Genomic DNA, 21790 nt, shown 5'->3' with positions numbered 1-21790 from the left:
CGGCACTGGTCAATGTCCGGGCCTCGTCACATACTCGGGCATTCGTTGATACACGGAGGTCTCTCATGCGGCGCGTGGTATTCAATCAGAAAGGTGGCGTGGGCAAATCGAGCATTGCCTGCAACCTGGCGGCAGTCAGCGCCAACGAAGGCTACCGGACCCTGCTGATCGACCTGGACTCCCAGGCCAACTCGACCCAGTACCTGACCGGGCTGACCGGCGACGACATCCCCATGGGTATCGCCGACTTCTTCAAGCAGAGCCTGTCGACCGGGCCGTTCTCGAAGAAGAACAAGGTCGATATCTACGAAACCCCGTTCGACAACCTGCACGTGGTTACCGCCACGGCGGAGTTGGCCGACCTGCAGCCCAAGCTCGAGGTCAAGCACAAGATCAACAAGCTGCGCAAACTGCTCGAAGAGCTCGACGAGGATTACGATCGGATCTACATCGATACCCCGCCGGCGCTGAATTTCTATGCAGTATCAGCGTTGATCGCGGCTGACCGAGTGCTGATTCCGTTCGACTGCGACAGTTTCTCGCGCCAGGCGCTGTACGGCCTGCTGGCCGAGATCGAAGAGTTGAAGGACGACCACAACGAAGACCTGCTGGTCGAAGGCATCGTGGTCAATCAGTTCCAGTCACGCGCCAGCCTGCCGCAGCAGATGCTCGATGAGCTGATCGAAGAGGGCCTGCCGGTGTTGCCGGTGTACCTGACCAGCTCGGTTAAGATGCGCGAATCGCACCATGCCAGCCTGCCGCTGATCCACCTGGAACCGCGGCACAAGCTGACCCAGCAGTTCGTCGAGCTGCACGCGCTGCTCGAAGAAAACGCCTAGACGCCCTGGCTGCGCAGCCACTCCAGCAATGACTGGAGTGGAAATGCGCCAGCCTGACGGCTGATTTCGCGACCGTTCCTGAACAGGATCAAGCTAGGGATCGAGCGGATGCCCAGTTGGCTGGCCAGGTTGCGGTTGGCTTCGCTGTCGAGCTTGGCCAGGCGGCAGCGACCGCTCAGTTGCGCTGCGGCCTGGCTGAAGATCGGCGCGAACGACTTGCATGGCCCGCACCAGTCGGCCCAGACGTCCAGCAGCAGCGGCAGATCGCCTTTGATCTGGCTGGCGTAGTTGGCTTCGCTGAGGTCGAAGGGTTTGCTCAACAGCACGGGCTGTTTGCAGCGGCCGCATTTTGGGGTGTCAGCCAGGCGCTCGGCGGGCAGGCGGTTGAGGCCGTTGCAGTGTGGGCAGGGGATTACTAGTGGCTCGGACATTTTGCCTCCTTATGGATGCGGTTCTGGTCGGAGATTTTGGGGGCGCTCTGCGCCCCTATCGCGACACAAGGCCGCTCCTACAGTGACCGCGTACTTCGGTATTGCGCGGTCCCCTGTAGGAGCGGCCTTGCGTCGCGAAAGGGGCGCATAGCGCCCCCCGACGTCCTCAAAAGGTACTCAAGAAGAGCAGCTGATCTCCAGATGCTTACCCCACTCCGGCGGCCGCTCGGCGTAAGCCTGCATCCCCGGCTGCTCTTCAAACGGCCTGCTCAACACCTGATGCAAACGTCGCACTTCAGTGTAATCCCCGCCATTGGCCGCTTCGATGGCCTTTTGCGCCAGGTAATTGCGCAGCACGTACAGCGGATTGACCGCGTGCATGCGCTCGCGGCGACCTTCGGCGTTGCCTGGCTCGCGCTCACAGCGGGCCAGGTAGGCCGCGCCCCACGCATCGAAGCCGGCCAGATCAACGAAGTCATCGCGCACTACCTGCAACGCTGCGGCAGCGGGCTGATCGCCAAGCCGGCGGAAGAACAGCGTGTAGTCGACGCCGCCGCTCTGCATGCGTTGCAACAGGGTTTCGACCAGTTGCAGGTCGTCATCCTCGGCAGTGGTCAGGCCCAGGCGACGGCGCATCAGGTCGAGGTAATGGGTTTGATACAGCGGCAGGAACAGGCCCAGCGCCTCTTTCAACGCCTCGACCTCGACAAACGGGGTCAAGGCCTGGGCCAACGCGCTGAGGTTCCAGTGGGCGATGGGCACCTGATTGCTGTAGCTGTAACGCCCCTGATTGTCAGAGTGGTTGCAGATGAAGTTGGCGTCGAAGTCGTCGAGGAAGGCGAACGGGCCGAAGTCGAAGGTGATGCCTAGGATCGACATATTGTCGGTGTTCATCACCCCATGGCAGAAGCCATACGCCTGCCAGCGCGCGATCAACTCGGCGTTGCGCTCGACGATGGTCTGGAACATCGCCAGGTACGGCTGCTCGGCGTTGCGGCATTCAGGGTAATGCTGCTCCAGCACATGGTCGATCAGCAGCTGCTGCTGTTCTGGCTGGCGGGTGTAATAGAAATATTCAAAATGGCCAAAACGGATATGGCTCTGTGCCAGGCGCAGGATCATTGCCGCGCTCTCCTGGGTCTCACGCCACACCGGGGTGCTCGAGCCGATCACGCACAGCGCGCGGCTGCTGGGGATGCCCAAGGCGTGCAGGGCTTCGGAACCGAGAAACTCGCGAATTGACGAGCGCAGCACAGCGCGGCCATCACCCATACGCGAATAAGGCGTTTGCCCGGCGCCCTTGAGGTGCAGGTCCCAGTGCTCGCCGGCGTCGTTGACCACTTCGCCCAGCAGCAATCCGCGGCCGTCGCCCAGACGCGGCGTGTAGCCACCGAACTGGTGCCCGGAGTAGACCATCGCCCGTGGGTCGGCGTCCTGCCACGACTGCTGGCCGCTGAACAGCTCGGCAAACAGCGGCAGCGCTGCCTGCGCCGGGTCGAGGTCGAGCAGGGCCATTGCTGATTCGCTGGCCACCACTACCCGCGGCTCGGCGATCGGATCAGGCAGTACCTGCGTGGAGAAGGCATCGCCCAGGCGGGCGAAGCGATTGTCGAAGGTCAGTTGGTCTAGGGCTTTCACGGGCCGGCTCCTGGCATGGCGGACGAGGGCCAGGCCCTCGCCGCGAGTGTGCGGTGCATGCCGGTTGGAGTCCAGTCAGACCGGTTGAGTGCCTTCGGGTTTTGTTCCGTCACCACCTTCAACGGCGATCAGCTTCTGCTTGTGGCCCTGGGTATCCATCAGGAACACCTCGACCTGACGCACCGAGATCTTGATGTCGTGGGCCTTGAACTCGCGGCTGATGTAGCGGTTGATCTCGTCCAGGGTCGGGTTGCGGTCGCCGAGGTCGCGCACGTGCATGCGCAACTCGTGATCCAGCGAACTCTCGCCGAAATTGAGGAAGTACACCAACGGCTCCGGGTCTTTCAAAACCCGCGGGTTCTCGTGGGCACCCTTGAGCAGCAGCTCGCGCACCAGGTCCAGGTCCGAGCCGTAGTCGATCCCCAGCTTCAGCGTGACCCGGGTGACCGTGTCGGTCAGCGACCAGTTGATCAACTGGCCGGTGATGAAGGTCTTGTTGGGGACGATGATGTCCTTGCGGTCGAAGTCGGTGATGGTGGTGGCGCGGATGCGGATCTTGCTCACCGTGCCGGACAGGTTGCCGATGGTGATGGTGTCGCCAATCCGCACCGGGCGCTCGAACAGGATCATGATCCCCGAGATGAAGTTGGCGAAGATCTCCTGCATGCCGAAGCCCAGGCCTACCGAGAGCGCTGCGACCAGCCACTGCAGCTTGTCCCAGCTGACGCCGAGGGTCGACAGGGTGCTGACAAAACCGACCCCGGCGATCACATAGGATAGCAGCGTGGTTGTTGCGTAGGCGCTGCCCTGGGCCAGGTTCAGGCGTGACAGCACCAATACCTCGAGCAGGCCGGGCAAGTTGCCGGCCAGGGCGAAGGTGATGCCGATGATCACCAGAGCGCCGAGCAGGTCGCCGAGGCTGATCGGCACCATACTGGCGGCGGCGCCGGTGCCGCTGGTGTACTCATACAGGGTGAAGTTGTTGAGGTAGGCGAACACCGAGAGCAGGTCCGCCCAGACCCAATACAGGCCGCCGATGAAGCCGCCGAGCAAGGCCAGTCGGATCAAGCGCAGCGATTGCTGGTTGACCTGTTCGATGTCCAGGGTCGGTTCTTCGACGATAACTTCACCGTCCAGGCCTTCCTTGCTGGCCTGGCGTTTGCTCAGTGCGCGCTGGTAGGCCAGGCGCCGCGCCGCCACCGACAGGCCGCGCACGAAGGCGGCTTCGATCACCAGCCAGAACAGCAACAGGTACAGGGTGTAGATCAGTCGGTCGGTGAGTTTCAGCGCGGTGTAGTAGTAGCCAAAGCACACCGCCACAAACAACGCGATCGGCAGCGCGGTGAAGGCTACCCCGACGATCTTGCGAAACAGTGAGGTGTCGCGGTGCGCTGGGCTGCTCAACAGCAGCCGGCTGAGCAACCAGGCCATCAAGGCGTAGCAGGTCAGCACCACGCCGATACCGAGCACATCGTTGGCCAGCGCCGAGGGCTGATGCTCGGCCACGGCGACCACACCGACCAGCGCCAGCACCACGGTGCCCAGCCGGCGCACCCAGCCACGTAGGAACTGCACCTGCGGCTTGTGCCAGCGGAAATGCACCTCGGCGACGCCGCCCGGGGCGAGAATGCGGTAGGCGGTATAGAACACCAGCCAGGCCTGGGCCAACTGCCACAAGGCGGCGCTCAGGTTGCCATTCTGCCCGCGTGCATCGACCTGGAGGATGTACGCGCACAGTGCCAGGGCCAGGCTCAGCGGCATCGCCAGCAGCACGTTGATCAGCAGCGCCTGCGGCGTGTGCCACTGGCTGTCGCGCTTGAAGTGGCCGATGTCCATGTGCACCTTGTTCAGGCGCTGATACAGATAACGCCGGCGCCATTGCAGGGCGCCGATCAGCAGCAACAGCGGCACGAACAGCAACGGTCGCAGGCTGAGACCCTGCAGCAGTTCGGTGACGCCCGAACCCCACGGCAGGTTGGCTACCTGGTCGACCAGGCGCCCTGGCACACTGCTCAGCCATTCCCAGTCCAGCGGCTTGTTGCTGGGGATCCAGAACATCTGCTCTTCCAGGGTTGTGCGCAAGCCTTGAGCGGTGCTGAGCAACTGCTTCTGGTTCAACTGCAGGGTGATCGATTCGTTGAGCAGTGCCGACAGCTCGCGGTTGAGCCGTTCGAGCAGATCGCTGCGGGTGATGGCCACGTCCAACAGTGCCTTGCGCAGTTCGGGCGTGACGTCCTGCGGTGGCTGGCTGGCGAGCACCCCGTCGACGTAGCTGATCGGGTTGCTCATCTGCTCGCGCTGCTGGCTGACCTCGAACTGGTACAGGCGGATATCGGCGATCTGGTCGGCCAGGTCACGGTCGAGCTTCAAGTGCGGCAGGGTCTGCTTTTGCCGGTAGAGAATCTTCGACAGCAGCAGGCTGCCCTTGAGCACTTCGATCTGCTCATCGAGCACCTGATCGGCCTGGGTCAGGCTGTCGAGTTGCTGCTTGGTCTTGAGGTTCTGCTGGGTCAGCTCGTTGAGACGGTCAGTACTTTTCAGCAGGTAGTCGGAGAGCTTCAGGTTGGCGGCGCTTTCGTTGGCCAGCAGGACACTGCCGCCGGACTTCTGCGCTTCCAGCGATTGCTGGGTCACCGTCTGCTGCGACTGCGCCAGACGCTTGTCGTTGATCAGCGTCTGCAGTTGCTGGATTTCCTGCTCCAGGCGCGAGGTGCGCTCGACCAGCAGGTCATGCTGGGCGCTGCCCAGGTCCTGCAGCAGGCCATTGCCGGCCAGTTCCTGGCGGCGCAGCAGCGTTTGTGCGTTGAGTGAGGCGAGTTCGGCGGCGAGCTGGTTGCGCTGGTCGGCGGAGAGGGTCTTGCCGGCGTCCTTGCCTGACTTGAGGCTGAGGTTGATCTGCTGGATACGGGTCTGGTTGCTGCTGATCTGCGCCTGCGCCCGCTCCGGGCGGGTTTGCGAGCTGATCATCAGACTGTTGGCATCGGCCAGCGCCTTTTGCAGCTCGCCTTGCAGCGTGCTGCGCTCGCTGAGCAGTTGCTCGAGTTGCGGCACGCTGAGGTTGGCGTAGCGCTGGGTGACTGGGGCCGGCTTGCTTGCCTTGAGCTTGGCCAGCTCGCGCTGGGCCTCGCTGGTCAAGCGCGGGGCATCGGCCAACTGCTGCTTCAGCGCCTTGAGCTTGGCCGTGCTGTCCTGCTGGCTGGCGAGCAGGCTCAGGGTCTGCTCAAGCACCTGCTGCAGGCTCTTCTGGTCAGCCTCGGGCAGCTTGCGCTCGGCAATCTTGTCGAGGCTGTTCTGCACGCTGGCAGTGGTCGGAGCCTCGGCAGCGGTGGCGCCGAAAGAGAGGGACAGGCACAGCCCGAGCAGGGCTGCGCGAAGGTGCACGCGCAGGGACATAAGCAGAGTCTTGTCAGGGGTTCGTGTGATACGAGGCAAGTCGAGGGCTACAGGAACAAGCCCGGGCCGGGGCGAGTTCCTTCGGGGAATTTGACGCCGACTTTGTCGATCTTGTTCCCGTCCATGACTGCGACCGTCCAGATTGTGCCGTGCCATTCGATCTGATCGCCTACTACTGGAGCGCCTCCGACCTTTTGTCGGATGAACTGCGCCAGCGCCATATCGGCGTTCAAACCGTCCAGTTGCAGGCCATAAAGTGCCGCTACCTGGCCCAGCTCGGCATCGCCTTCGAGAACGAAATCGCCAAAGAAGCGCAGGTCCAGGCCGCGTTGTGGCGCCTGGCTGAACAGCTTGCCCAGCGCCGGCAGGTTGTGTTCGTGGCCGATCACGCAGAGCATGTCGTCTACCTCGAGCACGGTACTGCCGGACGGGTGCAGCAGCTGCTCGCCGCGAAACAGCGCGGCAATCCGCGTGCCTTCGGGCATCTTCAGCTCGCGCAGGGCGGCGCCGATGCACCACTTTTCTGCGCCGAGGCGGTAGACGAACATCTCCCACTCGCTGGTGATGTGCACCTCCAGCGCCGAGCGCGAGATCGGTGCCGGGTCAGGCGGTACCGTGACCTTGAGCAGCTTGGCCATCCACGGCAGGCTGGTGCCCTGCACCAGCAGCGAGATCAACACGATGAAGAAGGCCAGGTTGAAGAACAGCTGCGCCTGCGGCAGGCCCGCCATCAGCGGGAACACGGCCAGAATGATCGGTACCGCGCCGCGCAAACCGACCCAGGCAATGAAGCCCTTCTCGCGGTCATGGAAGGCCTTGAACGGCAGCAGCGCAGCGAACACCGACAGCGGCCGCGCCACCAGAATCATCCACAGCGCCAGGCCCAGGGCCGGCACTGCAATCGGCAGCAGGTCATGCGGCGTGACCAGCAAGCCGAGCACCAGGAACATGCCGATCTGCGCCAGCCAGGCCATGCCGTCGAGCATGTGCAAAATACCGTGGCGGCTGCGGATCGGCCGGTTGCCGAGCACCAGGCCGCACAGATACACCGCGAGGAAGCCGCTGCCGTGCAGGGCGTTCGTCAGCGAAAACACCACCAGCCCGCCAGCCACTACCAGGATCGGGTAGAGGCCGCTGGCGAGGTTGATCCGGTTGACCATCTGCAGCATCAGCCAGCCGCCGCCCAAGCCCAGCAGGCCACCGATACCGAACTCGCGCAGCAGGTGGGTGAGCAGGCTCCAGTGCAGGCCGGTCTGGCCGCTGGCGATCATGTCGATCAGGGTTACGGTGAGGAACACCGCCATCGGGTCGTTGCTGCCCGACTCGATCTCAAGTGTGGCGGTGACTCGCTCGTTGAGGCCTTTGCCACCGAGCAGCGAGAACACCGCCGCGGCGTCGGTCGAGCCGACGATGGCGCCGATCAGCAGGCCCTGGATCAGGCTCAGCTCGAACAGCCAGGCCGCGACCATGCCGGTCAGCGCGGTGGTGATCAATACCCCGACCGTGGCCAGCGACAGCGCCGGCCACAGCGCTACGCGAAAGCTCGCCACCCGTGTGCGCAAGCCACCGTCGAGGAGGATCACCGCCAGCGCCAGGTTGCCCACCAGGTAGGCAGTCGGGTAGTTGTTGAAAATGATCCCGCCGCCGTCGACGCCGGCCACCATGCCGACCGCCAGGATGATGACCAGAATCGGAATGCCCAGGCGCGATGACAGCGAGCTGACCAGAATACTTGCACCCACCAGCAATGCGCCGATCAGGAACAGGCTGTTGATGGTGCTTGCATCCAAGGGCGGTACTCCGGAGAAACGGGGGGACAGGCGGCGCTGTTACGCAGGTTGCGTGCCAACTGATTCTAACCCGACGCCTGCGCGGGCTGTAAAGCGTTACCGCATATTGATGCGGCATCCAGGTTGTAGTGCTGGCCCCTCTTTGCACAGGCCACCGCGTATGACCCACCCTAACGATATGCCTCTGGCGGACATCGCCCGCCGATATCTGGGCCAGTTTCCTGACCTGCATGGCCTCGCCCGCCGGGCCGCCGGCCATGTGCTGCGCCGTCAGCTCGGTCACTGGCTCGACCCTGATCAGGTGTTCTGGCATGAGTTCGACAGCGCCAGCAGCAGCCCGCGAACCTACACCGGCTTTTGTCACGGCGGCCCGCCCAAGCGCTCGATGAGCCTTACCGAGCTGATGATCCAGCGTTTCAGTCCGGCGCAGCAGGCCAATAGCGACCAGTTGTCGGTGTATGGCGGCTTCTATCGAGTGGACGCCAGTCACGCAGTTTTTGATGAGCGCAATGAGCTGCGCCTGTCGGCCCAGAGCGTGCTGGAGCAGTGTTGGGCGATGGACTTCGCGGCTGTTTATGGCGGACGACTGGCGCAGTTTCGATCCGAGCGAGGCGACGACTTCTGCGTGCTGGCGCGTGCGCGATTTGTGGCTGCGGTCGCGCAGGCGGCGTTGAGCAAGGACGAGCAGCACGAGTTGCTCAGCGCCTCACTGGCCAGCGCGCAACTGCCTCTGAGCAGCAAGACCCTGGGCCTGTCCCAGCCCAACGGTAGCGTCAGCGGCTGGGGTCGCCTGAGCCTGGAAGGCGTCGAGGCGAAGACCCTGCTGGTGCGCAGCATGCACAGCGGCAAATGCTGCCTGTATCGGGTGGAGGAGCATGCCAGCATTGTCCTGCTGGAAGATGCCGTGGCGCTGCAGGCGTGGTTGCTTGGCCAGGCGACGGCAGCGGCGGGTCAGGCGCAGTTGTTGCAGCACTTTGTCGGCACCGATCTGCTGGAGCAGTCATTGCGCCCGCGTGTGGAAAAATACCTCGGCCAGTTGGCGATGCCTGATCACGCGCTGACTATCAGCAGTCAGCCGCTGCGCGGTGACCTGTTTGTGCACCTGCGCAATCAGGCTATGGATATGCTCGCCAGTAATGCCCATGAACGGCTCACCAGCAATGCTCAGCTGCGCCGCGAGCGTTGGCTTTCTGGATTGCAGACGGCGGCCTTGATACTGGCGCCAATGAGCGTCGCAGGCTGGCCCGTGGCACTGATTTCACTCGGGCTTGGGCTTGGGTGCCTGGCCTTGCATGTCGACCGCGCCCTCCATGGCAAGCGCGAATGGCGAGCAGCGGCGTGGTGGGCAGTCGTGCTGGATATCCTGTTCATCCTGCTTGACGCTGCCATGATTCGGGCTTCCGATCTGTTCGCGGCGGCGCAGTTGCCACCCCCGCGGGCGCTCGCAGCCCCACCGACTATCGCCGAAGACGGCTGGGAAGCGTTCATGCAGCCCGCCGCTGATGCCTTGCTGGTGCGTTCCGATCAAGCCCTGGCCCGTCAGCAAACAGCGCTTGCGCAGGTGCCGTGGGCCGACGCCGGCCAGGTCGATGAGCGCGGCTGGTATCTGGATGCGTTCAGTGAGCCTTACGCGGTCTATCGCGATGAACTGGGCTACGGCGCGCCGGCGATAGCCGAATACAGCCATGCGCCGCAGCGCTTCAACAACCTGTGGCGCGGGCTGCCACTGGACGACCGCCTGGCAGTCTGTATCGACCGTAGCCATGCCCTGGCCGAGGCACTTGAGCAGATTGGTCAGCACAGCCCGGTCACCTTGTATCGCGCTGCCTCGGGCATCCGCAGCACCGGCAATACGGCTTTTCATGCAGGCCGAGTTGCAGTCGGCGACGTACTGGTCAGTAGCGAATTCACCTCATTTACCGAAAACCCTTACGTGCTGTGGGAGGTGTTCAACAGCCCGGAGGTGCAGGTGTCGGGCAGGCCAGCCTTCGATGATGGCGCCGTGGTGTATGTGCTGGAGCCAGGCGAGCATGTGCGGGCGACACCGGTCGCGGCGTTTTCCAGCAGGCCTGATGAGGCCGAGTCGTTGATGCTGCCTGGGCGCTATGTCGAGGTCACGCGCATCAGGCCTGTCGACAACGCGCGGTATCGCTTTATCGAGGTGCGTCTGAGGGCGTTGGCGCAGCCTCCGATAGGAGGGCTGGTGCATGATCTGCGTAGTGGCGAGGTGTTTGATCGGGAGGGGTTGGCGCGGCGGTTGGGGGCTGGCGGCGATGATTCGTTGATGCGGCGGTTTTTTCCTATGGCGACCTGACTCGTCGGCCATGAAGACCGATTGGGGCCGCTTCGCGCCCCTTTCGCGACACAAGGCCGCTCCTACACGGACACCGCGCAATACCTACATGCGCGGACCCCTGTAGGAGCGGCCTTGTGTCGCGAAAGGGCTGCAAAGCAGCCCCAGCAATCTTGAACAGATGTTACGGCTGTTTAACTTCCCGCATCGGCTTGCCTTTCACCGGCGCGCCGTCTGCCACATAGTACTTGGCAGTGCTGCGCGGCAGCGGCTGGCGGCCACGGATCTTGTCGGAGATTTTCTCGGCGATCATGATCGTGGTGGCGTTGAGGTTGCCGGTGATGATGATCGGCATGATCGACGCATCGACCACACGCAGGCCTTGCATGCCATGCACCCGGCCCTGGTCATCGACCACGGCCATCTCGTCGGTGCCCATCTTGCACGAGCAGGACGGGTGGAACGCGGTTTCGGCGTGCTCGCGGATGAACTTGTCGAGTTCTTCGTCGGTTTGCACGTGAGCGCCGGGGCTGATTTCGCGGCCGCGGTACTGGTCCAACGCAGGCTGGGCCATGATCTCGCGGGTCAGGCGGATGCCATCGCGAAATTCCTGCCAGTCCTGTTCGGTCGCCATGTAGTTGAAGAGGATGCTCGGGTGCTGGCGCGGGTCCTTGGACTTGAGCTGGATACGGCCGCGGCTAGGCGAGCGCATCGAACCCATGTGCGCCTGGAAACCGTGTTCCTTGACGCCATTGGAGCCGTTGTAATTGATCGCCACCGGCAGGAAGTGGTACTGGATGTTCGGCCACTCGAACTCAGGCCGGGAGCGAATGAAGCCGCCAGCCTCGAACTGGTTGCTGGCGCCGATGCCAGTCCCGTTGAACAGCCACTCGGCACCGATTGCCGGCTGGTTCCACCACAGCAGCGAGGGGTACAGCGAGACGGGCTGGGTGCAGGCGTACTGCAGGTACAGCTCGAGGTGGTCCTGCAGGTTTTCACCTACGCCTGGCAGGTCGTGTACCACCGGCACGTCGAGGCTTTCGAGCAGTGCACGCGGGCCGACGCCGGAGCGTTGCAGCAGTTGCGGCGAAGCAATCGCGCCGGAGCTGACGATGACTTCCTTGCGCGCACGTGCTTCCACGCGCTCTTCGCTGTCGCCGACCAGGTAGGTCACGCCGACAGCGCGTTTGCCTTCGAACAGGATCCGGTCGCTCAGGGCATGGGTGACGATGGTCAGGTTCGGGCGCTTCTTGGCCTGGTCCAGGTAGCCGCGCGCGGTGCTCGAACGACGGCCGTTCTTGGTCACCGAACGGTCCATCGGGCCGAAGCCTTCCTGCTGGTAGCCGTTGAGGTCTTCGGTGCGCGGGTAACCGGCCTGCACGCCGGCTTCGACCATGGCGTGGAACAGCGGGTTGTTGCCGGCTTTTGGCGTGGCCACGCTGACCGGGCCGTCACCGCCGTGATAATCGTTGGGGCCGATGTCGCGGGTTTCGGCCTTCTTGAAGTACGGCAGGCAGTCGAGGTAAGTCCAGTCTTCAAGGCCTGGCAGCTTGGCCCAGCCATCGAAGTCCATGGCGTTGCCGCGGATGTAGCACATGCCGTTGATCAGAGACGAGCCACCCAGACCCTTGCCACGGCCACATTCCATGCGACGACCGTCCATGTGCGGCTCTGGATCGGTTTCGTAGGCCCAGTTGTAGCGACGGCCCTGCAGCGGGAAGGCCAGCGCGGCTGGCATCTGGGTGCGGAAGTCGAAGCGGTAGTCAGGGCCGCCGGCTTCGAGCAGCAGCACGCTGACGTTGGCGTCTTCGGTCAGGCGGGTGGCGATGGTGTTACCGGCCGAGCCGGCACCGACGATGATGTAATCGAACTGTTGGGACATGCAAGTACCCTCGTTGTGGCGGTGTCAGGGAGCAGGACGCCCGCGCCGCAAGGCACGGGCTTTGGGCTACACGAGGTGCTTAGAACACCGAGGTGTAGCCGCCGAGCTCGACCTGAACCGACTTGATGCGGGTGTACTGGGCCAGCGAGCTGACGCCGTTTTCGCGGCCGACACCGGATTGCTTGTAACCACCGACCGGCATTTCTGCCGGCGACTCGCCCCAGGCGTTGATCCAGCAGATGCCGGCTTCAAGCTGGTGAATGATGCGGTGGGCGCGGCTGATGTCGTTGGTGCAGACGCCGGCAGCCAGACCGTATTCGGTGTCGTTGGCGCGGCGGATGACTTCTTCTTCGGTCTCGTAGCTGAGGATGCTCATGACCGGGCCGAAGATCTCTTCCTTGACGATGGTCATGTCGTCACGGCAGTCGGTGAACACAGTCGGCGCGACGAAGGCACCCTTGGCCAGGTCGCCTTCGCTCAGACGCTCGCCGCCGCAGAGGACGCGGGCGCCTTCTTCCTTACCTTTGGCGATGTAGCCGAGCACGCTTTCCATGTGCTGGAAGCTGACCAGCGGGCCGAAGTTGGTGTTCTCGTCTTCCGGGTTGCCAATGCGGATGCGCGCAACGCGCTCGGCGATCTTGGCTTCGAAGGCGGCTTTCATCGACGCCGGGATGAACACCCGGGTGCCGTTGGTGCAGACCTGACCGGAGCTGTAGAAGTTGGCCATCATGGCGATGTCGGCGGCCTTGTCCAGGTCGGCATCGGCGCAGATGATCAGCGGCGACTTGCCGCCCAGTTCCATGGTGACTTCCTTGAGCGACGAGCTCGAAGCGCTGGCCATGACTTTCTTGCCGGTGGTGGTGCCGCCGGTGAACGATACTTTTTCGATGCGTGGGTGCTCGGTCAGCAAGGTGCCGACTTCACGACCACTGCCGGTGAGCACGTTGAACACGCCATCCGGCAGGCCGGCTTCGGTGTAGATCTCGGCCAGTTTCAGGGTGGTCAGCGAAGTGACTTCCGATGGTTTGAAGATCATCGCGTTGCCGGCCGCCAGTGCTGGTGCCGATTTCCACAGGGCGATCTGGATCGGGTAGTTCCACGCGCCGATACCGGCGGTCACGCCCAGCGGCTCGCGGCGGGTGTAGACAAAGGAGCTTTCGCGCAGCGGGATCTGCTCGCCTTCGATGGCTGGGACCAGGCCTGCGTAGTACTCGAGCACGTCGGCGCCGGTGACGATGTCGACGTAACGGGTTTCCGAGTACGACTTGCCGGTGTCGAGGGTTTCCAGCATGGCCAGTTCATCGTTGCGCTCGCGCAGGATGTCGACGGCGCGACGCAGGATGCGCGAACGCTGCATGGCAGTCATCGCGGCCCAGACTTTCTGGCCACGTTCGGCGCTCTCGACGGCACGTTCGACGTCAGCAGCAGTGGCGCGCTGGACGTGGGCGAGGACTTCGCCGGTCGCCGGGTTGATGGCTTCGAAGGTGGCATCGCTGCCAGCGTCGACATAACCACCATCGATGTAGAGTTTTTGCGTTCCGAAACGGGCCATAGAATCCTCGCAAGTGCAGTGTGTGATTGGCTAGCCGCGTTGCGCTCCTGCTGTTGAGGCAGTCGCTGCGTGCGATCGTTCAGCCGCCTGGGGCGTTGTATCCAGGGCGTGCTGCTTAGCCAGTTGTAAATCCATGTATTCGTAGGCAATCCGGATTGCCTGCTCGGTATCGAACGCGTCGCCCGAGAGTGCGCCACGCAACCACAGGCCGTCGATCAAGGCTGCCAGGCCACGAGCGGCCTTGCGCGCATGGTAGAGCGGCAGGACGCGGCGAAACTGACAGCACAGGTTGGAATAAAGGCGGTGATCGTTGATCCGCTGCAACCTGTGCAAGGACGGCTGGTGCATGCTGGCGGCCCAGAAGGCCAACCAGGTTTTCATTGCCGGGCCGCTGACCTGGCTGGCGTCGAAGTTGCCTTCGACGATGACTCTCAGGTGCGCCCGCGGGCTGTCGTCGGTGAGGGCCAGTCGACGGGCGACGGTGCCTTCGCTCAACGCATTCATGAGGTGGCGCATGGTCGCTGCGATCAGGCCGTTCTTGTCCTGAAAGTAGTGACTGATGATGCCGTTCGACACTCCAGCCAAACGGGCGATCAGCGCAATGCTGGCATCTCCCAGACCGACCTGATCGACCGCCTGCAGGGTGGCTTCGATCAACTGCTGACGGCGAATGGGTTGCATACCGACCTTGGGCATCTGGCAAATCTCCTCAGGCCTGCGGGCAGACGACAAGCGGCTGCCTCGGCGAAGGCCAGTCTATTTTGTTTTGATTGAACGTTCAATCAATAAAGAATAAGCTCTGCGACAATTTGTGCCATTGACAGTTGTTTACGGCTGTCGAGCAGGCATCGATTGGCACCCCAGAAAAACGTGCAACCCCCGGAATACAAGGCGTTGACGGGCATGGGCGCTGCGCAATACAGAATCTGCCGAGCGGTCGCAAGACTGCGCGCAGGGCCCTCGGAGCGGGGCTTGGCTCTGTAGTTGTGCATCGTTTCGCTACGGGATCACGGTTTTCCTGAGTGCTTTTATAACACCTGTCGCAGTGGCATTAATTGACCAATTGCACGGGATTGACTGATTAGCCTCCACCCCAGCACTGCCCGGAGCATTCGTGCAATGAGTTCTGCCTCCCTAACCAAACCCCCCGCCGAGAGGGTCCGGGTCAACAACGTGGTGTTCATCACCTCTGCGCTGCTGATCCTTGTTCTGACTGCCTTGCTTATCGCTGTACCCGACACCGCCGGTGAAGTGCTCAACGTCGCCCAGACCTGGCTGACGCGCAGCTTCGGCTGGTATTACATGCTGGTGATTGGCGGCTACCTGGTGTTCGTCATCGTTCTGGCCTTCTCCAGCTTCGGCAAGCTCAAGCTGGGCGGCAAGGATGACAAGCCGGACTTCAGCTACGGCGCCTGGGCCGGCATGCTGTTCTCGTCGGGTATCGGTATCTCGCTGCTGTACTTCGGTGCGTCCGAGCCGCTGGATCATTACTTCAACCCGCCCGAGGGCACCTCGGCCAGCGCAGAAGCTGCGCGTCAGGGCCTGCAGCTGACCTTCCTGCACTGGGGCCTGCACGGCTGGGCGATCTATGCTCTGGTTGGGCTGGCAGTCGGCTACTTCGCCTATCGCCACAACCAGCCGCTGGCCTTGCGTTCGGCGCTGTACCCGTTGATGGGCGAGCGTTGGGTCAAGGGCAGCGCCGGCCATGCGGTGGACATCTTCGGCATGTTCGTGACCCTGCTGGGGCTGGTGACCAACCTCGGTATCGGCTCGATGCAGGTTGCTTCGGGGCTCGAGTACCTGTTCGGCATGGCGCACAGCAACACCAATCTGCTGATCGTCATCCTGGTCATGGCGACGGTAGCGACGGTGGCCGCCGTATCGGGTGTGGAAAACGGCATCCGCCGCCTGTCCAACCTCAACATCGTGCTGTTCAGCGGCCTGCTGATCTTCGTCTTGCTGGCCGGCGATACCCTGCACCTGCTCAACGGCTTTGTGCAGAACACCGGCGACTACCTCAACGGCATCGTGCTGAAGACCTTCGACTTGTACGTGTACGAGAACGAAGCGGGCAAGTCCGAGCGCTGGTTGGGCCTGTGGACCGTGTTCTACTGGGCCTGGTGGATTTCCTGGGGCCCGTTCGTAGGCATGTTCATCGCCCGTATCTCCAAGGGCCGCACCGTGCGTGAGCTGGTTGCCGGCGTGCTGCTGATCCCGCTGGGCTTCACCCTGGCCTGGCTGTCGATCTTCGGCAACACCGCGCTGGACCTGGTGATGAACCATGGTGCAGTGGAGCTGGGCAAGACGGCGCTCGAGCAGCCATCGATGTCGATCTACCAACTGCTGGAATACTTCCCGGCCGCCAAGATCGTCATCGGCGTGGCGGTGTTCGTCGGCTTTGTGCTGTTCCTGACCCCGGCCGACTCCGGCGCGGTAATGATGGCCAACCTGTCGTGCAAAGGCGGCCAGGTCGATGAGGACGCGCCGCACTGGATGGTCGTGTTCTGGTCGGTGGTGATCACCCTGGTGACCATTGGTTTGCTGCTGGCCGGCAACTTTGCCGCCATGCAGACCATGGTGGTGCTCGCAGGGCTGCCGTTCTCGGTGGTGCTGGTGCTGTTCATGTTCGGCTTGTACAAGGCCATGAAGCAGGACTCGCAGCTGGAGCAGGAGCGGGCCGAGTTGGCCGCCCGCGGCCGTCGTGGTTTCAGCGAGCGACTCAGTGCGATGGAGCTGCAGCCGACTCAGTCGGTGGTGCAGCGCTTCATGGACAGGCACGTCAGCCCGGCCCTCAAGGACGCCGCCGCGCAGTTGCAGGCGCAGGGTTTCGAGGTTGAAACCCGGGTCGGTCAGTCGCGCAACATGATGGGCTTGCGGGTGATGATGGAAGAGGGCAACCCGTTCGTCTACGAAGTCAGCCTGGACGGTTACCTGGCTGCGCCGAGCGAAGCGCCGGTCGAAGGTGAAGCCGAAGTGCGGCAGCGCTACTACCGCGCCGAGGTGTACCTGCATGACGGCAGCCAGGAGTACGACCTGATGGGCTTCCTGCCTGAGCAGATCGTGCGTGATGTGCTCGATCAGTTCGAGAGCCACCGCCAGGTATTGGGGCGAGTCTACAGCTGAGTCAGGCGTGAGCCGCGCCTCCCTCGCGGCTCACGCAGCATATAAGTAACGCCTCGCCTGCGACGTTACCTCGGACCCTTGTGGCTTACACCCACAAGGAGTCCCCACTATGTCCGATGTCCCGGCCAGAATCCCCCCTGGCGACCTGCAATATGCAGTCGCAGCGCAATTCTCCACGCGCCCCACTTTGCGCCAGGTGCTCGGCGAGCAGCTGATGAAGCTGATCACCGCGCAGTACCCACTGGTGGCCATCCATCGCCCCGAGATGACCTCGGCCGAGCCGTTGTACCTGATGTCGCCGCAGGCCGATGGCAGTTGGCGCATCGAGCCGTTGGTCGATGCCGTGTTGCAGTCGATGCTCGACCTGCAGCCGCTGGACTACGCGGACGCCCATGGCCTCGACTATCGCTTCAGCCTGCAGCGTCCCGAGCGCTTCTATGCCATCCCCGACGGTGACCAGACCGACGAGGGCGACATCATCGAACCCCGGCAGCTGGCGGCTGCTTTCAACGACCTGTGCGGTCATTTGCTCGAGCATTATCAACAGGCGCAGATCGATTACTGGAACGGTGAAGGTGCTGCGCTCGACCGCGATCTGTGGTTGCAGCAAACCCTGCGTGCCAGCCTGATGCTGGGGTTGCGTGAACAGGAGTTGGAGGACGCGGAGCGTACCTGTCTGCGAGATCTGATTGCGGGCAAGGCGGACGGCATCAGCGTGCAGGCGGTGCGTATCGAGCTGAGCTGCGACGAGCAGGTATTGGATAAGGTGCTGCCCGGCCTGCTGGTCAGAGCCAGTGACGAGGTGACCAGTGTCAACCTGTGGTGCACGCCTGCTGGCGATGTCCGCAGCTTCGCTTCGCTGGACGCGTTCGCAATCGCTTTGCAAGTGCAGTTTGCCGAGCAGTATCGCTTTGACAGCTTGCAGTGGAGCGGTTTCGAAGCCCAAGGAGATGCCTTTGCGCTGCTCAGTGGGCTTTTGCTGGATGCGCTGCTGGATGACCTTGCGAGGATCCGCTGGAGCACAGTGGGCAGTGTCGATGAATTGGTCGAGCGTTTTCAGCAGGTCAGCGAGCCGGCGTGGTTCTTTGCCCAGCGTTCGGCTGCAGACAGCGCGCAGCAAGCGTTGAAGCTGCCCCATGGCTTGCGTGCAGCCACTGCCGATGACCGCACCGCCTATGTCCAGGCGATGCTCGACCTGAGTGCGGAGCAGGCAGCATTTACCGGCGGCCGCACGGTGGAAGGCGTGGATGACCTGCACAGCTACACCGCGCGGCGCTTGCGTGAGGAAATGCTCAAGGATCACCCGGTCGATGCCAACTACTTTGCCGACGACCTGATACTTACCGCCGAGCTGGTGGTAAACGACCAGCACGGTTTGGGCTTCCCGCAGAAAATCGGCTCCACAACGTTGTCGCTGACCCGCTTCGCCATCGGCCGGCTCGATGCCACCGAGGGCGGCGTGGTGACGCACATCGCACATCGGCATGACCAGTTGCTGATGAGCTGGATGACATTGGCGTACATCCGCGAACTGGTCGAGCGGGTCGACGTTGGCGGCACCTACCCAGGCTATGTCAACGCGCTGCTCGACGACGCCAGCACGCGTAGCGAGCAGATCGCCAGTTTTACCCGCCGGTGGCGCACTACCTTGCGCTTCGATGCGGCGCGTGCGCGGCTGGTCAAGCGCGTTGAGGCGTCCGCTTACCAAACCCTGGCGCGCTTCTGCCGCGGGCGGAGCGAACCTGGTGAGGTGAAGATCGCGCCGCTGGCCTTGCGCCGCTCGGCCAGCTCGGGGGTGATCGATCAGGTGCATGGCTTCTACGTGATCAAAATCGCCTCGCCCGCTTGCTGGTTGTTGTATTGCCCGGTCTATACCAACAGCGCGTTGCGCCAGTTCAAGGACAAGCAGGCCCTGCTGGAAGCCATTGCCGTGCCCGGGCAGTTGCAGGATGTCGTGCTGGTCTGGCTCGACCAGGCCCAGCGGCCGGTGTACGACCATGGTGGGTTCCGTGAGCCGCATCTGCCGCAGTGGGTGACTGATCCCTATCCGGGGCTGGACAAACCCACGCCAGCCCAGCTGCACCTGAGCTTCTGGGAGCAAGACGTCGATGCACGGATGTTCGATGCTCGGCGGCAATGGATGCTCGAATTGGCTGATCGCAGCACCGTCAGCAACAGCCAGCAACGCTGGCGTGTGCTCAAGGCATTCTCCTGGGAACTGTTCAACGTACTGCTGCCGGTTCTGCCTGGGCCAGTGGCGGCAGTTGCCTGGTTGTATGTCGGGGCCAGTGCACTGGCTGATGACATCGCCAGGTTGTCCAGCGCGAACACCGCAGATCAGGTCGAGGGGGTGGTCGATCTACTCAATAACACAGTGATGGTCGCGCTCCAGTGGCAGATCCCCCGCATCGCTGCGCGCCCGTTGTCGCGACGAGATCAAGGTTTGCTGATCGAAGATCTGCCTGCCAGCGATGGCCGCGAGATACGCAGACTGTCACCGGCGCCATCGCCGGGCAACGTGCAGTCTGCGTTTCTGTTGCAGGCCCAAGCCAATACGCGCCTGGACTTCTCATGGCGTGGGGCGGGCGGTATCAACAGGTACTCGGCGCAGCAACGCAGTTGGCTGCGCGAACTGACGGCAAACGTCACCATTGACGGCTTGTCAGCGCAAGTCCAGGGGCCTGATGCGGGGTTATTCGTGGTGGACGGCGAGCGCTATGTCGGGCTTGGCGCCGATGTCTATCGAGTGATCTTCGATGAGGGCCATGCCTGGGTGGTGGGTGAGGATGATCAGCTCGGCCCGCGATTGTTCAATGACCCCACAGGCTGGCGCGTCGATACCGGCCTGCACGGTGGCAGTGGCCGCAGCCTTGCCAAACAGCGCCTGCGCGACAAGATTGCCGCGCCCATCAACGCGGCTATGGCTGCCGCGGAGCAACACATCGCGCAGGCAGAAAAGGCAGGTGATGACTACACCGCTCTGAGCGATTCGATCAACGCATTACGCAGCTCTCTCGAGGAAATCGACCGGCGTATGCGGGTTGAGCAACCCACCGACCCGGTCGAACTGGCCCAGCACCAGAGAGTGGCCGCGTTATTCGCTGCCAAGCGTACGGAATTGACCATGAAGAACGAGGGGCTGCGCAGGCAGCGTCTGGCTACCCTGAGCACAATGCTTGACAGCTACGTTGCCGCAGAGCAAGCCATCGTTACCCTGCTGGACAACCCCAGCTACGTGCGCACTGCCGCCAACCTGATGGCAGGGCACCGCAACACCCTGAGCACGGTCCGTCAGGCGATGATGGGTTATGCCAAGTTCATGATCGAAGAGATACTCTCGGTAGGACCGTTCTACGATTACGCACGCGTGACGCAAAACATGGCAACAGCCGCGCCGCACGAGCGCGCAGCCATGTATGAGCAATACCGGCAGACGCTTGAGCAACTCACCGTCGACCAGGTTTATATCGTCAAGGCGTCGAGTCAGCTTGACCGGCTGCTGGCGGTCAGTGATCTCGACCTGCCGATATCCAGCCTTGGCACCACCCAGACGGTTGCCGAGATCATTGCCGGACGTACCACCACCACTGCTACCGTGCGCTTCTTCCAGGCCATGAGCGAGGTTGAGCTGGCCTTGCGCTTCCAGGCCAATGCCGGCGTGCGCTCGTACATGGTGTTCTCCGATGCCCTTGCCAGCCAACGGCTGCGGGTGGCGGCGCAGACCCATCACTTGTCGTTTTTCTGCGATTTGTCGGTGACCGAGCGGATCGAGGTGCTGCAGAGCGCCTGGGATCAGTATCTGGCAGCGGTACTCAATTGTCAGCGAATCAAGAAACTGGGCAGCGATCTGGTCGACACCCAGCGTCTTGAGGCGTATCAGCAGCAGATGGTCGCGCTCAAGCAGATGGCCGGGGACGCGCTGGTAGATGCCTTGCGCGAACAGGCCTCGGGGCAGGTGCCTGCTGATCGCCATGCGGTCTACCCAGCACGCGCCCTGGAAGTCGCCCATACTCACGCCGGGCAGATCGTCATCGGCAGCGTGGCGCAGGTCGAAGGGCGTAGCGTCCTGCAGGTGCAGGCGACCTTCAACAAACGCATCATCCACAGCTTCGAGCGGGTCGACGGCACCTGGCAGGAAACGCTTGCTGCAGCGCAACCGCGGCCTGAACCCGCGACAGCGGCCCCGGGTGAAGATAGAAACCGCAGCCTGGCGCAAGGTTTACTCGAGCAGAACCCGGAGATCATCCAGCGTGCCGGGCAGATGGTGGTCGAGGATGGTGACGATCAGGCGCTGATCGCCGAGTTCGACGGGCAGATCGACAACCTCAGCGAGTTGCGCCAAGGGCTGGCCGATGTCGACCCCACCGATGAGCTGCTGGCGCGTCTGGATGATGCACTGGTCAGTCTGCGCGCGGCACGCTTGAGCAGCCTTACCGAGCTCTACAGCAAGACCCGCTACCCGAGCGCCAAGGCGCTGAATTTCCTGCATGAGCGCGGTTTGCTCAGCGTCGAGTATGTTGGCCCGCGTCAGCAACTGGTTGATGGCTACCTCGACGAGTATCGGATCAGCCTGGTCAAGCCGGATGGCCAAGGCCGCAGCAAGGCGCTCTGGGCCGCACACTTCCATTTCAACGACGCGCAGGCAGCGCCCACCGCCTTCGACAAGGGCCACCTGAAACTGTGGGGGCAGCGCAAGCTGGGCTACCGCGAGCAAATGGCGGCGGCTGCCCGTGGCCAGGTCCTGAGTATCTACCGCGGTAACCTGACCTACGCGCAAGCGCGTCAGGCCATCCCGTTCAACGACCTGGGTTGAACACGCTGCAGGTCAAGGTCCAGCCCGGTGGGCTGG

Annotated in this window: 11 protein-coding genes; 4 read left to right on the top strand and 7 right to left on the bottom strand. The window is 63.0% G+C overall.

The genetic code is table 11. The annotated features are described in order from the left end of the window. Nucleotides 1-65: 65 nt before the first annotated feature. Nucleotides 66-839 carry a ParA family protein gene (locus tag ACQZ2L_RS01135; protein WP_430324389.1) on the top strand — a complete coding sequence of 258 codons (774 nt, stop codon included), beginning with the start codon at nt 66-68 and terminating at the stop codon, nt 837-839. Here the strand turns inward: ACQZ2L_RS01135 and trxC are convergent. The 4 genes from trxC to ACQZ2L_RS01115 all read right to left on the bottom strand — a co-directional run bounded on the left by trxC (nt 836) and on the right by ACQZ2L_RS01115 (nt 8091). Then, nucleotides 836-1270: a thioredoxin TrxC gene (trxC, locus tag ACQZ2L_RS01130; RefSeq protein ID WP_430324388.1), complete on the bottom strand. Its 435-nt coding sequence runs from the start codon at nt 1268-1270 to the stop codon at nt 836-838. The genes ACQZ2L_RS01135 and trxC overlap by 4 nt on opposite strands. Nucleotides 1271-1447: 177 nt before the next feature. Beyond that, nucleotides 1448-2908, bottom strand: coding sequence for a protein adenylyltransferase SelO (gene selO / locus ACQZ2L_RS01125; protein ID WP_430324387.1), 1461 nt, complete (start codon nt 2906-2908; stop codon nt 1448-1450). A 75-nt stretch (nt 2909-2983) separates the two neighbouring features. Beyond that, nucleotides 2984-6301 (bottom strand): mechanosensitive channel MscK, encoded by a 3318-nt coding sequence (gene mscK / locus ACQZ2L_RS01120; protein WP_430324385.1) that lies wholly within the window; start codon nt 6299-6301, stop codon nt 2984-2986. 47 nt (nt 6302-6348) lie between these two features. After that, nucleotides 6349-8091, bottom strand: coding sequence for a potassium/proton antiporter (locus tag ACQZ2L_RS01115; RefSeq protein WP_430324384.1), 1743 nt, complete (start codon nt 8089-8091; stop codon nt 6349-6351). Nucleotides 8092-8251: 160 nt separating this feature from the next. Between ACQZ2L_RS01115 and ACQZ2L_RS01110 the strand changes: the two genes are divergently transcribed. Continuing rightward, nucleotides 8252-10405, top strand: coding sequence for a dermonecrotic toxin domain-containing protein (locus tag ACQZ2L_RS01110; RefSeq protein WP_430324383.1), 2154 nt, complete (start codon nt 8252-8254; stop codon nt 10403-10405). Nucleotides 10406-10568: 163 nt separating this feature from the next. Here ACQZ2L_RS01110 and betA read toward each other — a convergent pair whose 3' ends face one another. The 3 genes from betA to betI form a co-directional block, all read right to left on the bottom strand. Then, nucleotides 10569-12266 carry a choline dehydrogenase gene (gene betA / locus ACQZ2L_RS01105; protein WP_430324382.1) on the bottom strand — a complete coding sequence of 566 codons (1698 nt, stop codon included), beginning with the start codon at nt 12264-12266 and terminating at the stop codon, nt 10569-10571. Between the two features lie 79 nt (nt 12267-12345). Continuing rightward, nucleotides 12346-13818 (bottom strand): betaine-aldehyde dehydrogenase, encoded by a 1473-nt coding sequence (gene betB, locus ACQZ2L_RS01100; protein ID WP_314876743.1) that lies wholly within the window; start codon nt 13816-13818, stop codon nt 12346-12348. Between the two features lie 30 nt (nt 13819-13848). Next, nucleotides 13849-14514 carry a transcriptional regulator BetI gene (gene betI / locus ACQZ2L_RS01095; protein WP_430324381.1) on the bottom strand — a complete coding sequence of 222 codons (666 nt, stop codon included), beginning with the start codon at nt 14512-14514 and terminating at the stop codon, nt 13849-13851. A gap of 423 nt (nt 14515-14937) precedes the next feature. Between betI and betT the strand changes: the two genes are divergently transcribed. Continuing rightward, nucleotides 14938-16941: a choline BCCT transporter BetT gene (gene betT / locus ACQZ2L_RS01090; RefSeq protein ID WP_430324380.1), complete on the top strand. Its 2004-nt coding sequence runs from the start codon at nt 14938-14940 to the stop codon at nt 16939-16941. Nucleotides 16942-17050: 109 nt separating this feature from the next. Further along, nucleotides 17051-21754, top strand: a complete 4704-nt coding sequence (locus ACQZ2L_RS01085; protein ID WP_430324379.1) for a dermonecrotic toxin domain-containing protein — start codon at nt 17051-17053, stop codon at nt 21752-21754. Nucleotides 21755-21790 lie beyond the last annotated feature (36 nt).

Origin of the sequence: Pseudomonas shirazensis (assembly GCF_050496565.1) — a bacterium.
Classification (GTDB): Bacteria; Pseudomonadota; Gammaproteobacteria; order Pseudomonadales; family Pseudomonadaceae; genus Aquipseudomonas; species Aquipseudomonas shirazensis_A.
The sequence above is the reverse complement of the archived record's forward strand: the minus strand, read 5'-3'. Positions and strand labels throughout refer to the sequence as shown.